Origin of the sequence: Brachybacterium rhamnosum (assembly GCF_039526185.1) — a bacterium.
GTDB lineage: Bacteria > Actinomycetota > Actinomycetes > Actinomycetales > Dermabacteraceae > Brachybacterium > Brachybacterium rhamnosum.
In genome coordinates, this window is sequence record NZ_BAAAIS010000003.1 from 155,141 (window position 1) to 168,911 (window position 13,771).

Genomic DNA, 13,771 nt, shown 5'->3' on the forward strand with positions numbered 1-13,771 from the left:
ACAGGAACAACAGATGGGTTGACATGCGAAAAGCGAAGATCGTCTGCACTCTCGGTCCGGCGACGAACACGTATGAGCAGATCCGTACCCTGATCGAGTCCGGGATGAACGTCGCCCGGATGAACCTCAGCCACGGCTCTCACGCGGACCACGAGCAGGTGTACGCGAACATCCGGCGCGCGGCCGAGGACCTCGGCCAGAACGTGGCGATCCTCGTCGATCTGCAGGGCCCCAAGATCCGTCTGGGGAAGTTCGAGGACGGCCCGCACTTCCTCGAGGTGGGTGACACCTTCACGATCACGGTCGACGACATCGTCGGCACCAGGGACCGCGTCTCGACGACCTTCAAGGGCCTCCCGGGCGACTGCCGCCCCGGCGACGTGCTCCTGATCGACGACGGCAAGGTCTCGGTGCGCGTCACCGACGTCTCCGACACCGACGTCACCACGGTCGTCGAGGTCCCCGGGCCCGTGTCCAACAACAAGGGCATCAACCTCCCCGGCGTCGCCGTGTCCGTCCCCGCCATGAGCGAGAAGGACATCGACGACCTCCGCTGGGGCCTGAACCTCGGTGCGGACCTCATCGCGCTGTCCTTCGTGCGCGATGCGCACGATATGGACGACGTGCTGCGGATCATGCAGGAGGAGGGGCGCCGCGTCCCGGTCATCGCGAAGATCGAGAAGCCCCAGGCCGTGCGTGCGCTGCGCTCGATCGTGGGTGCCTTCGACGGCATCATGGTCGCCCGCGGCGACCTCGGCGTCGAGCTCCCCTTCGAGCAGGTCCCGCTCGTGCAGAAGCGCGCGATCGAGCTGGCCCGCCGCAACGCCAAGCCGGTCATCGTCGCGACCCAGGTGCTCGAGTCGATGATCGAGAGCCCGCGCCCCACCCGCGCCGAGGCCTCCGACTGCGCCAACGCCATCCTCGATGGCGCGGACGCCGTCATGCTCTCCGGCGAGACCAGCGTCGGCAAGTACCCCTTCGAGGCGGTGCGGACCATGGCCCGCATCATCACGAACACCGAGGAGAACGGGGCGGACCGCATCCTCCCGCTCGGCACGATCCCGCACACCCGCGGCGGCGCCATCACCCGTGCGGCGGCGGAGATCGGCGACCAGCTCTCCGCGCAGTACCTGGTGACCTTCACGGAGTCCGGTGACACGGCCCGTCGTCTCGCGCGCCTGCGCCCGACGATCCCCCTCATCGCGCTGACCCCGTACCCCGAGGTCGCGCGTCAGCTCGAGCTGTCCTGGGGCACCGAGACGCACCTCGTCCCGATGCAGAAGGACACCGACGCGATGGTCTCCGTCGTGGATGAGCTGCTGCGCGAGCAGAAGGGCCTGCAGAAGAACGATCTCGTCATCGTCGCCGCCGGCTCGCCCCCCGGGGTCCACGGCTCGACGAACACGCTGCGCGTGCACCGCATCGGTGACCTCGACGGCACCGAGTCCGCCCGCATCGAGGCGGACCGCATCGCCTCCGGTCTGGACAACTGACACGGACGACGCCCCCGGCGGGCCCGCGAGGGCCCTCCGGGGGCGTCGTCGTCGGGTCCTCGGCGGGGGCAGGCGCCCCTCGCCGCGGTACCGGATGCGGGACTCGAACCCGCACGCCCTCACGGACAGCGCATTTTGAGTGCGCCGCGTCTACCATTCCGCCAATCCGGCTCGTCCACCCCGGAAACGGGGCTGGACTAGGATAGCGCCGATGACCATCCGTCCCGTGCACCGCCGAGCGCGGCCGCGCGCTGCCGACGTGCAGTGCGGAGCACCGCTCCCGCGGCAGGTGCGGGACCCTTTCCCGAGACACAGGGTGACATGAACGACGACACCACCACGCTTCCCGACGACGCCCCGGAGCAGACCGGCACCGAGGACGCGGCCGCCCGCCGCACGGCGGTGGTCGCGGAGGACGAGAGCCTCATCCGCATGGACATCGTCGAGACCCTGACCGAGGCGGGCTTCGAGGTGCTGGCCGCCGTGGGCGACGGCGAGAGCGCCGTGGAGAAGACCCGCGAGCTGCGCCCCGACGTCGTCGTCATGGACGTGAAGATGCCGCAGACCGACGGCGTGACCGCCGCGGCGAGGATCGGCGAGGAGAACCTCGCGCCGGTCGTCATGCTGACGGCCTTCTCCCAGACCGAGCTCGTCGAGCGGGCCCGTGACGCCGGCGCCATGGCCTACGTGGTCAAGCCCTTCACCCCGGCGGACCTGCTCCCGGCCGTGGAGATCGCGATCTCCCGCCACCAGCAGATCGTGCAGCTCGAGTCCGAGATCGCGGACCTCGGCGAGCGGTTCGAGACCCGCAAGCGCGTGGACCGCGCGAAGGGCCTGCTGCAGACCAACATGGGCCTCTCGGAGCCCGAGGCCTTCCGCTGGATCCAGAAGACGTCCATGGACCGTCGTCTCACGATGCGCGAGGTCGCCGACGCGGTCGTCGACCAGCTCGGCGGGCAGTCCAAGGAGTGACGCGAGGGCCGTCCGCGCCCTGAGGGCGGGACGGCCCTCCCGTCGTGCCGCGGGGGAGCGGCGCACCACGAGGAGCGGGGGAGCAGGGGGACCATGGCCATCTCACGTCGCCGCCTCATGCGCGGGCTCGGGATCGGGGCGCTCGGGGTCGGGGCGCTCTCCGCCTGCGACCAGCTACCCTCCCGCGGTCGCGGTCGCCGGCAGGCGACCACCCCGCCGCCCACCGGTGTCGCCCTCGGCGAGCCGGAGACCCCGCTCGTGATCGCCTCGATCGGCGCCTCCCACGGACGCACCGCGCAGTGGGAGCGCGCGATCTCCCTCGCGGTGCAGGAGGCGCTCACGGACGTCGACGCCCGCTGGGACGGGCTCTTCGGCCGGGAGGTCACCGGTCCGGAGCGCCACGTCCAGGAGACGGCGGGCGAGGACCTCGCCGGGGTGGTCGCCGACTGGCAGGAGCAGGGTGTCACCGCCGTCGTCAGCTCGCTGGACGAGGAGGCGCTCGTCGCCGCGATGCCGCTGTTCGCCGAGGCCGGGATGGTGGTCATCGACGTCGCGACGGCGGGGATGAGCGTGCGGGACGACGCGGTGCAGGACGCGGGCCTACTGTTCCGCCTCGCACCGAGCACGCGGGCGATCGCCGGGCTCTACGCCGAGGAGGCGTGGTCCGGGTCGAGCGACCGCGGGGGCCGCCCCGGGACCGTCGCGATCGTCTCCGAGGACACCGCGCAGGGCCACAGCCTCCGCGACGAGATGAAGCTGATCCTGGATCCGATGTCCGGCTCGATCGTCCTGGAGTCCTTCCACGAGCCGGGGAAGCTCGGCGACGTGGGGAAGCTCGCGGGGCAGATCATCAAGAAGAAGCCCGCCCTGCTCGTGGTCCACGGCGGCCCGGAGTCCGGGGCGCTGCTCTCCGCCCTCCAGGACGCCACGACGGACGAGAACGGCCGCTCGGACCTCCAGCTGCCCGTGCGCCTCTCCCCGGGCGGCACCGTGGACCAGTCCGAGGCGGGGCTGGTCGCCGAGGCGATGACCCGCGCCACCGGCTACGAGCCCGGCGGCGATCTCACCGAGGTCCACGTGAACATGATGCTCAATGCGGACTCGACCCTCCAGAAGAGCGGCTACGCCTACTCCCAGCAGGCCTACGACGCGGTCGTGATCCTCTGCCTCGCCGCGTACCAGGCGCTGTCCGTGGAGGGCACGGCGATCGCCGCCCAGGTGCCCGTGGTGCTCACGGGCGCCGAGGAGTGCGAGGACTACGGGACGTGCCGCTCGGCGCTGCGCGACGCGCTGATCGCGGGCGGCACGACCACCGTCTCCTACCAGGGGCGGTCCGGCGCGATCGAGCTCGGGGCGGATCGCGACGCCCGCACGGGGCAGCTGCGCACGTACTCCTTCACCGGGACCGGGGCGCTCGAGGCGCCTTCCACGACGGGCTTCGAGATCCCCGCCTGAGCAGCGGTGACCATTGCCGGTGCCGGCGCCGGTGCCGGGGTCGTCGACTCAGCGGGGCGGCAGGAGCATGGTCTGCACGGTGATCGTGCTCAGGAGCGCACCGGCCTCGTCGTGCACGTCCACGAGGTAGCTGGCCGTCTGCCGGCCGGCGTGGCGCACGGTGCACACGGCGCGCACCTCGCCCGACCTCCCCGAGCGGTGGTGGAGCGCGGAGACGGAGGTCCCCACGGCCTGCGCCCCCTCGCCGTGCACCTCGCGGGCCCGCAGGATCGCCGCGAACGACGCGACGGACTCCGCGAGCGCGATCGTCGCCCCGCCGTGGAGCAGGCCCGCGGGCTGGGTGTTCCCCGCGACCGGCATCGTCATGACGCCGCCGTCGGCGCCGAGCGAGACCAGGCGCATGCCCAGGCGCTGCACGAGCGTGCCTCGCGTGGACTCCTCGAGCTGGGTGCGGAGGGTTTCGGGGATCGCGGCGAGCGGGGTGCCGGGATCACGTTCGGCCACAGGGCGGGGGAGCTGTTCGTCCATGTCCCGAGCGTGCCACAACCGACCCGCCCGCGCGGGCGGAGCCTGCCGAGGCGGACGGGCGGATGTCGCCCGGGCGTGGGAGGATGCTCGCCATGAGCGCGAGCGACATCACCGACGTCCCCGGGACCACCGACCCCGAGGAGCGGCGCATCCTCCTCATCGACGGCCATGCGATGGCCTTCCGCGCCTTCTTCGCGCTGCCGGCGGACGGCTTCAGCGACGGCCGCGGGCAAGCGACGAACGCCGTCTACGGGTTCACCCGCATGATCTTCAACGTCGTCCAGTCGGAGCGGCCCACCCACGTGGTCGTGGCCTTCGACCTGCCCGGCGGCACCTTCCGCGACCGGATCTACGACCAGTACAAGGCCGGCCGCGACGAGACCCCACAGGAGTTCAAGGGGCAGATCGGCCTCATCCAGCAGGTGCTCGATGCGCTCGGCGTCGCCTGGCACACCGTGCCGGACTACGAGGCGGACGACATCATCGCCACCCTCGCCACGCGCAACGCCGCGGAGGGCATCGAGGTCTCGATCGTCTCGAGCGACCGCGACGCGATCCAGCTCGTGGGGGAGCGGGTCACCCTGCTCCAGCCCGTCAAGGGCGTGACCGAGATGAAGCGCATGACCCCGGCGGCGGTCGAGGAGAAGTACGGCATCCCGCCGGAGCGCTACCCGGACCTCGCCGCCCTCGTCGGCGAGCAGGCGGACAACCTCCCCGGGGTGCCGGGCGTGGGCCCCAAGACCGCGGCGAAGTGGATCGTGCAGTACGGCGACCTCCCGGGAATCCTCGCCCACGCCGAGGAGATCAAGGGCAAGGCGGGCCAGTCCCTGCGCGACCACGTCGAGGACGTCGAGCGCAACCGCCGGATGAACGCCGCCGTCACCGATCTCGACCTCCCCCCGCTCGAGGGCTGCGTGCTGGGCCGCGGCGACGCCGCGGCCGTGAGCGCCGTCTTCGACGAGCTCGCGTTCGGTCCGACCATCCGCAAGGACCTCCCGGCGGTGCTGCTCGACGCGAGCACCGCGGAGGACGCGGCCGCCGAGGCCGCGCGCGAGCTGCCGCCGATCTCCCGCCCCGGCTCCGAGGAGCTGCCCGCCCTGCTCGAGGGCGAGCTCGCCGGCGGCGCCGCGCTCGTTGTGGAGGGACGCTGGGAGCTCGGGGAGGGCGACGCGCACCAGCTGGCGCTCGCCACCGAGGAGTCGATCGCCGTGATCGACCTCGCCGGGCTGGACGACACCGCCGAGCGGGCACTCGCCGCTTGGCTCGCGGACGCCGGGATCCCGAAGTCCGCGCACGACACGAAGCTCGCGAACCATCAGCTGGCAGGGCGCGGGCTCGAGGTCGCCGGATGGGCGACGGACCTCGCGATCGCCGAGTTCCTGTGCCGTCCCGACCAGCGCCCCGTGGATGTGGCCGCGCTCGCGCTGCGCCACCTCCAGGAGGACCTCCAGGTCACGACCGCTGCAGCGCAGCAGGAGCTCGACCTCGGGGCGGGCGACGAGGACGCCGCCGCCCGCGGCGCCGAGCAGCTCGGCCGCACGGCGGACGCCGTGCGGCGGCTCGCGGAGCTGCTGCGGGCCGAGCTCGAGGAGCGCGGGGCGACCTCCCTGCACGACGACCTCGAGCTGCCGCTGTCCCAGGTGATCCGGGTCATGGAGGCCACCGGGATCGCGACCGAGGACGCGGTGCTCGCGGAGCTCGACGCCGAGCACGAGACCCGGCAGGCGGAGGTCGCCGAGTCGGCCTTCTCCCACCTCGACGGCGATCGCATCAACCTCGGCTCGCCCAAGCAGCTCCAGGAGGTGCTCTACGAGCGCCTGGGCCTGCCCAAGGGGCGGCGCACGAAGACGGGCTACAGCACGAACGCGGAGACCCTCGCGGACCTCCTCGACAAGACGCAGCACCCCTTCCTCGTGGACCTGCTCGCGCACCGTGACGTGACGAAGATGCGGCAGATCATCGACACCCTGCGGCGGTTCATCGCCGCGGACTCGCGCATCCACACGACCTTCCACCAGAACATCGCGGCGACCGGCCGGCTCTCCTCGAACAATCCGAACCTCCAGAACATCCCGGCCCGCACCGAGGAGGGACGCCGGATCCGCTCGGCCTTCCGCCGCTCCGACGGCTACGTCTCGCTCATGACGGCGGACTACTCGCAGATCGAGATGCGGATCATGGCGCACCTCTCCGAGGACGAGGGGCTCATCGAGGCCTTCAACTCGGGGGAGGATCTCCACCGCTTCGTCGCCTCGCGCGTGTTCTCCGTCGAGCCGGAGGAGGTCGACGGCGCCATGCGCTCGAAGACCAAGGCCGTGAGCTACGGCCTCGCCTACGGGCTCTCCGCCTTCGGGCTCTCCCGGCAGCTGCGCATCTCCCAGGGCGAGGCGACGGCGCTGCGCGACGGCTACTTCGAGCGCTTCGGCGGGGTGCGGGACTACCTCCGCGAGAGCGTCGAAAAGGCCCGCGCGACCGGCTACACCGAGACGATCCTCGGCCGCCGCCGCTACCTCCCGGACCTCACGAGCGACAACCGCCAGCGCCGCGAGAACGCCGAGCGGGTCGCGCTGAACTCCCCGATCCAGGGCAGCGCGGCGGACATCATCAAGCTCGCCATGCTGCGGGTGGACGCGCTGCTGCGCGAGCACGGCCTCACCTCACGGGTGCTGCTCCAGGTGCACGACGAGCTCGTGCTCGACGTCGCCGAGGGCGAGGAGCAGCGGCTGCGCGAGCTCGTCGCCGAGGGGATGGGCTCCGCGTACACGCTCTCGGTGCCGCTCGAGGTGGGCATCGGCGTGGGCGAGGACTGGCTCGCCGCCGCCCACTGATCCCGTGGGCGGCCCGGACCGAGTGCAGGAGGTCACAGTCCGCATCCTCGCAGGGGAGGGCTGCGTCCTCGCACGGAGCGGGCGCGGCTGGTAGGGTGACGGGGGTCTGTGCGCCTACGCGCATCGATCCGCCCCACGGATCACCCCCGAGCACGGCTCAGCCCGAGCACGGATCAGGGTGGTCCCGACCGGGCACTGCACGTCCACCGTACCTACTCATTCCTGTCCCGACGGAGTTCCTGACTACATGACCGAGACCACGACCCCCCAGATCGCCATCAACGACATCGGCGGCGCCGACGAGCTCATGGCCGCCATCGATGCCACCATCAAGTACTTCAACGATGGCGACATCGTCGAGGGCACCGTGGTGAAGGTCGATCACGACGAGGTCCTCCTGGACATCGGCTACAAGACCGAGGGCGTCATCCCCTCGCGCGAGCTGTCCATCAAGCACGACGTCGACCCCGGCGAGGTCGTCGGCGTCGGCGACGAGATCGAGGCCCTCGTCCTCCAGAAGGAGGACAAGGAAGGCCGGCTGATCCTGTCCAAGAAGCGCGCCCAGTACGAGCGCGCCTGGGGCACGATCGAGCAGATCAAGGAAGACGAGGGCGTCGTCACCGGTCGCGTCATCGAGGTCGTCAAGGGCGGCCTCATCGTCGACATCGGTCTGCGCGGCTTCCTCCCCGCCTCCCTCGTCGAGATGCGCCGCGTCCGCGACCTGCAGCCGTACGTCGGCCAGGAGATCGAGGCGAAGATCATCGAGCTCGACAAGAACCGCAACAACGTGGTCCTGTCGCGCCGCGCCTACCTGGAGGAGACCCAGTCCGCGGTCCGCTCCGACTTCCTGCAGACCCTCCAGAAGGGCCAGGTCCGCGAGGGCGCCGTGTCCTCGATCGTCAACTTCGGCGCGTTCGTCGACCTGGGCGGCGTGGACGGCCTCGTGCACGTCTCCGAGCTGTCCTGGAAGCACATCGACCACCCGTCCGAGGTCGTCGAGGTCGGTCAGAAGGTCAAGGTCGAGGTCCTGGACGTCGACATGGACCGCGAGCGCGTCTCCCTGTCGCTGAAGGCGACCCAGGAGGACCCCTGGCAGCTCTTCGCCCGCACCCACGCCATCGGCGAGGTCGTGCCCGGCAAGGTCACCAAGCTGGTCCCCTTCGGCGCGTTCGTCCGCGTCGAGGACGGCATCGAGGGCCTCGTGCACATCTCCGAGCTGGCCCAGCGCCACGTGGATCTGCCCGAGCAGGTCGTCACCGTCGACCAGGACGTCTTCGTCAAGGTCATCGACATCGACCTCGAGCGTCGCCGGATCTCGCTGTCCCTCAAGCAGGCCAACGAGGGTGTGGACCCGGAGGGCGACGACTCGACCTTCGATCCCGCGCTCTACGGCATGGCCGCCGAGTACGACGCCAACGGGGAGTACAAGTACCCCGACGGCTTCGACCCGGAGACCAACGAGTGGCTCGAGGGCTACGACGCCCAGCGCGAGGAGTGGGAGGCCCAGTACGCGGCCGCCTACGAGCGCTGGACCGCGCACAAGACCCAGGTCGCCGAGGCGATCAAGGCTGACGAGGAGTCCGCGAACGCCCCGGCGGCGAGCGCCTCGAGCTCCTCGTCCTCCTCGGCCCCCGCGGCCCCGGCGCAGGCGTCCTACCAGTCGGCGTCGTCGGACGAGGGCACCCTCGCCTCCGACGAGGCGCTGGCGGCGCTCCGCGCGAAGCTCACCGGCAACTGATCCCCTGATCAGCGCCCGCTCCGGCGGGTACGCCTGAGGAACGGCCCGATCCCCGGAGGGGGTCGGGCCGTTCCGCGTCCCGGGGGAGGGGCGGGTCGCCGCGAGTCCTCGCGGACGTGCACACTAGGGGCATGAACACCGGTTTCGACGAGTCCCCGATCCACAGCTGGCTCACCGACATGGACGGCGTGCTCGTCCACGAGCAGTCCGCCCTCCCCGGCGCGGCAGAGTTCATCGCCGAGCTCCAGCGATGCGGTCGGCCCTTCCTCGTGCTGACGAACAACTCGATCTTCACCCCGCGCGATCTCGCGGCGCGCCTCTCCCGCGCCGGCATCGAGCTGCCCGAGGAGTCGATCTGGACGAGCGCGCTGGCGACCGCCCGCTTCCTCGCGGAGCAGGAGCCCGGGGCGAGCGCCTACGTGATCGGCGAGGCCGGGCTCACGAGCGCCATGCACCAGGAGGGCTTCATCCTCTCCGACACCGACGTCGACTTCGTGGTGCTCGGCGAGACCCGCACCTACTCCTTCGAGGCGATCACCCGGGCGATCCGCCTCGTGGGCCAGGGCGCGAAGTTCATCGCCACGAACCCCGACGTGACCGGGCCGAGCGCCGAGGGCCCGCTGCCGGCCACCGGTTCCGTCGCCGCGATGATCACCGCCGCGACGGGGATCTCCCCGTACTACGTGGGCAAGCCGAACCCGCTCATGATGCGCACCGCGCTGAACCGGATCGGGGCGCACTCGGAGACCTCGGTGATGATCGGCGACAGGATGGACACCGATGTGAAGTCCGGCCTCGAGGCTGGCATGCGCTCGATCCTCGTGATGACGGGCTCGACGCGCGCGGACCAGATCGCGCAGTACCCCTACCGGCCCACCGTCGTGCTGGACGGCATCGCCGACGTCGTCCCGCTCGTCGAGCAGCTCACCCCCGGGATCTCCGAGGAGCTGGGGGAGGACTGACCCGGTCCGGGCCCGGCGCCGGGGAGACGGGCGCTCCCGGCGCTCCGGGGTCCGGCCGCCGGGCCGCCCCCGCGCTCTGGACGAGGGGGCCAGGGCCTGCGGCGACGTGAGAGAATCGGGGCCATGCTGCGCTGGCTCACGGCCGGGGAATCCCACGGCCCCTCCCTCATCTCCCTGCTCGACGGCGTCCCCGCCGGGATCGAGCTGACCGGCGACGACCTGCGGGCGGCGCTCGCACGGCGTCGCCTCGGCCACGGCCGCGGGAGCCGTCAGAAGTTCGAGCAGGACGTGCTCACGATCCACGGCGGTCTCCGCCACGGGCTCACGATCGGCTCCCCGCTCGCGATCGAGATCGCGAACTCCGAGTGGCCCAAGTGGGAGAAGGTCATGAGCGCGGACCCGGTGCCGCGCGAGGATCTCGTGGTGGACGCCGGCACCGGCGACGAGCGGGAGATCGCCCGGAACCGGCCGCTCACGCGCCCCCGCCCCGGTCACGCCGACCTCTCCGGCATGCTCAAGTACGGCTTCGAGGACGCCCGTCCCGTGCTCGAGCGCGCGAGCGCCCGCGAGACCGCCGCGCGCGTGGTCGCCGGCCGGGTCGCCGCCGCCCTCCTCGAGCAGGCCGCGGGCATCCGCCTCGTCTCCCACACGCTCTCCGTGGGCGCCGTGCGCGTCCCCGAGGACGCCCCGCTCCCCGCCCCCGAGGACGTCTCTCGCCTGGACGAGGACCCGCTGCGCTGCTTCCACGCGGAGACCTCCGCGGCGATGGTCGCGGAGGTCGACTCCGCGAAGGAGGACGGCGACACCCTGGGCGGCGTCGTCGAGGTCCTCGCCTACGGCGTGCCCGTCGGCCTCGGCTCGCACACGCAGTGGGACCGCAAGCTCGACGGCCGCCTCGCCCAGGCCGTCATGTCGATCCAGGCGATGAAGGGCGTGGAGATCGGCGACGGCTTCGCGACCGCCGCCCGCCGTGGCTCCGCCGCGCACGACGAGATCCTCGTCCCGCAGGAGGACGGCTTCGGCCGCGTCACGAACCGCGCCGGCGGTCTCGAGGGCGGCATGAGCAACGGCCAGGTGATCCGCGTGCGCGGCGCCCTCAAGCCGATCTCGACCGTCCCGCGCGCGCTGCGCACCGTCGACGTCGCCACCGGCGGCGAGGCCACCGCGAACCACCAGCGCTCGGACGTGTGCGCCGTCGCCCCCGCCGCCGTGATCGCCGAGGCCGTCGTCGCGCTGACCCTCGCCGACGCCCTCCTCGAGAAGGCCGGCGGTGACAGCGTCCAGGAGATCCGCGCGCACCTCGCGGGCACCGCGGAGCTGCAGGAGCACCTGAGCGCACGGCGCCCGGATCCGGCCTCGTGAGCGACGGGCCCGTGACCGGGCCGCTCGTCATCCTCATGGGGCCGATGGCGGCGGGGAAGACGAGCGTGGGGCGCTCCCTCGCCGGACGGCTCGGCGTCCCCTTCGCCGATCTCGACGAGCTGATCGTCGCCGCCGCCGGCCGCGGCATCCCGGAGATCTTCGAGGATCGTGGGGAGGAGGGGTTCCGCGCGCTCGAAGCGGAGGTCCTCGCCCGCGCCCTCGAGGAGCGGCCCGGGGTGCTCGCCCTGGGCGGCGGTGCCCCGCTCCGCCCGGAGTCCGGGGAGCGGCTCCGCGGCCGGCCCGTGGTGCTGCTCGAGATCGACGAGCAGGCGGCGGCGCGACGCCTGGGCCGCGGCGCGGGCCGGCCGATGCTCGCGGGGGACGACCCGCTCGAGCGCTGGCGGCGCCTCATGGAGGAGCGCGGCCCCGTGTACCGCGACCTCGCCGCGCACCGGGTCGACGCCGGCCGCGGCAGCCCCGGGCACGTGGCCCGCACGATCATCAGCACGCTGGGGCTGTCGGCTCCCGGCGCCGAGGAGGAGAACGCATGAGCACCACCACGATCCCCGTGACCACACCGACCGGCGGCTACGACGTGCTCGTGGGCCGCGGTCTCCTCGCCGAGATCCCGGCGCTCGTGCCCGAGGCGACCCGTCGCGTGCTCATCGTGCACCAGCCGCCGCTGCGGGAGGTCGCCGAGCAGATCCGCGAGAGCCTCGTCGGCTCCGGCCGGGAGGCCTTCGCCGCGGAGGTCCCCGACGGCGAGGAGGCGAAGACCGCCCAGGTCGCCGGGTTCCTGTGGGGCGTGTGCGGGCAGGCCGAGATCGGCCGCCAGGATCTCGTGATCGGTCTCGGCGGCGGCGCCGCGACGGACCTCGCGGGCTTCGTCGCCGCGTCCTGGCTGCGGGGCATCGCGGTGCTCCAGGTGCCCACCACGGTCGCCGCGATGGTCGACGCCGCCGTCGGCGGGAAGACCGGGATCAACACCTCCGAGGGCAAGAACCTCGTGGGCGCCTTCCACCCGCCGATCGCCGTCGTCGAGGACCTCGACGTGCTCGCGGGCCTCGGCGCGAACGACGTCGCCGCGGGGCTCGCTGAGGTGGTCAAGGGCGGCTTCATCGCCGACGAGCGGATCCTCGAGATCATCGAGGAGGACCCGCAGGCCGTCCTCGACGTCACCTCCGACGCCTTCCGGGAGGTCGTCGAGCGCAAGATCCGGATCAAGGCCCGCGTGGTCTCCGAGGACCTCACCGAGCAGGGGAACCGCGAGATCCTCAACTACGGCCACACCCTCGGCCATGCGATCGAGCGCAACGAGCGCTACCAGTGGCGCCACGGCGCCGCCGTCGCGGTCGGCATGATGTTCGCCGCGGAGCTCTCGCACCTCGCGGGGAAGCTCTCCGAGGCGGACGTGGACCGCCACCGCGCCGTGCTCACCTCCCTCGGACTGCCGACGACCTACCGCGACCGCCAGTGGCCGAAGCTCGAGGACGCCATGAAGCGGGACAAGAAGACCCGCGCGGGCGTGCTGCGCTTCGTGGTCCTGGACCGCATCGGGACCGTCAGCCGCCTCGAGGGACCGGACCCGGCCCTCCTGCTCGCCGCCTACGCGGCCGTCACCGCGGACTGACCGCCGTGGCCTCCCCGACCCTCACCGTCCGCGGCGTCGAGCTCGGCGCCGGACGGCCCGAGATCATCGTGCCCGTCGCCGGGGACGACGAGGCCGCGCTGCACGGCCACCTCGCGGCCGCCCGGCGGGCGCCGGCGCGGATCGTCGAATGGCGCACCGACCGCTTCGCCCGTGGGGCCGGCACCGCCGAGCACCGGGCGGCCGTGCTCGCGGCGCTGCCCGGGGTGCGGGAGGCGCTGGGACAGGAGCGCGCGCTCCTGCTCACGCTGCGCACGAGCGCCGAGGGCGGGGACCGGGAGATCGCCGACGAGGATCTCGCGGCCCTGCTCATCGGCGCGATCCGGGCCTCCGCCCCGGACGGCGCGCCGCTCGTGGACCTCGTCGACGTGGAGACCGCGCGGGACGCGGGCGCCGTGCGCGCCGTGGCCGAGGCGGCCCGTGCGCGCGTGGTGGCCGTCGTCGGCTCCTTCCACGACTTCGCCGGCACCCCGGAGGAGGCGCGGATCGTCGAGATCCTGCGCGGTCAGCGGGCGCTCGGAGCGGACCTCCCCAAGGTCGCCGTGACCCCGCGCGATCCGCGGGACGTGCTCGCGCTGCTCGGGGCGAGCCTCACGGTCGCGGCCGACGCGGCGGGGCCGCACCTCGCGATCTCCATGGGGTCGCTCGGCGCGGTGAGCCGGGTCGCCGCGGAGACCTTCGGCAGCGCGGCGACCTTCGCGAGCGCGGGCGAGGCCTCGGCCCCCGGTCAGCTGGATGCCGAGGACGTCTCCCGTCTCCTGGACCTGCTGCGTCCCTGAGCCCCG

General features: G+C 72.6%; 11 protein-coding genes and 1 tRNA gene. 10 read left to right on the forward strand and 2 right to left on the reverse strand.

All coding sequences use genetic code 11. The features are described from left to right. Window positions 1–23 precede the first annotated feature (23 nt). A complete protein-coding gene (pyk, locus tag ABD080_RS10800) occupies window positions 24–1,493 on the forward strand; it encodes a pyruvate kinase (protein WP_137770872.1) in 1,470 nt (489 codons plus the stop codon). An 88-nt stretch (window positions 1,494–1,581) separates the two neighbouring features. Here pyk and ABD080_RS10805 read toward each other — a convergent pair. After that, a tRNA-Leu gene (locus ABD080_RS10805) sits at window positions 1,582–1,664 on the reverse strand. A gap of 150 nt (window positions 1,665–1,814) precedes the next feature. On the opposite strand from ABD080_RS10805, the gene ABD080_RS10810 reads away from it, so the two are divergent. Both ABD080_RS10810 and ABD080_RS10815 read left to right on the forward strand, forming a co-directional pair. Further along, window positions 1,815–2,465 (forward strand): ANTAR domain-containing response regulator, encoded by a 651-nt coding sequence (locus ABD080_RS10810; protein WP_137770871.1) that lies wholly within the window; start codon window positions 1,815–1,817, stop codon window positions 2,463–2,465. Between the two features lie 93 nt (window positions 2,466–2,558). Further along, window positions 2,559–3,920 carry an ABC transporter substrate-binding protein gene (locus ABD080_RS10815; protein WP_343904845.1) on the forward strand — a complete coding sequence of 454 codons (1,362 nt, stop codon included), beginning with the start codon at window positions 2,559–2,561 and terminating at the stop codon, window positions 3,918–3,920. Window positions 3,921–3,968: 48 nt separating this feature from the next. On the opposite strand, the gene ABD080_RS10820 is transcribed toward ABD080_RS10815, so the two are convergent. Beyond that, window positions 3,969–4,448, reverse strand: a complete 480-nt coding sequence (locus ABD080_RS10820) for a hotdog fold thioesterase (RefSeq protein ID WP_343904847.1) — start codon at window positions 4,446–4,448, stop codon at window positions 3,969–3,971. A 92-nt stretch (window positions 4,449–4,540) separates the two neighbouring features. Between ABD080_RS10820 and polA the strand changes: the two genes are divergently transcribed. From polA to aroD, 7 genes are all read left to right on the forward strand, one after another. Next, entirely contained in the window at window positions 4,541–7,276 is a 2,736-nt protein-coding gene (gene polA, locus ABD080_RS10825) for a DNA polymerase I (RefSeq protein ID WP_137770868.1), read from the forward strand. Between the two features lie 247 nt (window positions 7,277–7,523). After that, complete coding sequence (gene rpsA, locus ABD080_RS10830; RefSeq protein ID WP_137770867.1) at window positions 7,524–9,014, forward strand: 30S ribosomal protein S1; 1,491 nt, start codon at window positions 7,524–7,526, stop codon at window positions 9,012–9,014. A gap of 131 nt (window positions 9,015–9,145) precedes the next feature. Beyond that, window positions 9,146–9,976, forward strand: a complete 831-nt coding sequence (locus ABD080_RS10835) for an HAD-IIA family hydrolase (RefSeq protein ID WP_137770866.1) — start codon at window positions 9,146–9,148, stop codon at window positions 9,974–9,976. Window positions 9,977–10,099: 123 nt separating this feature from the next. Beyond that, a complete protein-coding gene (aroC, locus tag ABD080_RS10840) occupies window positions 10,100–11,338 on the forward strand; it encodes a chorismate synthase (protein ID WP_137770865.1) in 1,239 nt (412 codons plus the stop codon). After that, the gene (locus ABD080_RS10845) at window positions 11,335–11,889 is read left to right on the forward strand and encodes a shikimate kinase (protein WP_343904853.1); all 555 of its coding nucleotides are present in this window, start codon (window positions 11,335–11,337) and stop codon (window positions 11,887–11,889) included. Before aroC ends, ABD080_RS10845 begins: the two co-directional genes overlap by 4 nt. Continuing rightward, on the forward strand, window positions 11,886–12,968 hold the full coding sequence (aroB, locus tag ABD080_RS10850; protein ID WP_137770864.1) for a 3-dehydroquinate synthase: 1,083 nt from the start codon (window positions 11,886–11,888) through the stop codon (window positions 12,966–12,968). Before ABD080_RS10845 ends, aroB begins: the two co-directional genes overlap by 4 nt. Window positions 12,969–12,973: 5 nt before the next feature. Beyond that, window positions 12,974–13,765, forward strand: coding sequence for a type I 3-dehydroquinate dehydratase (gene aroD, locus ABD080_RS10855; protein WP_137770863.1), 792 nt, complete (start codon window positions 12,974–12,976; stop codon window positions 13,763–13,765). The last annotated feature ends 6 nt before the right edge of the window (window positions 13,766–13,771 follow it).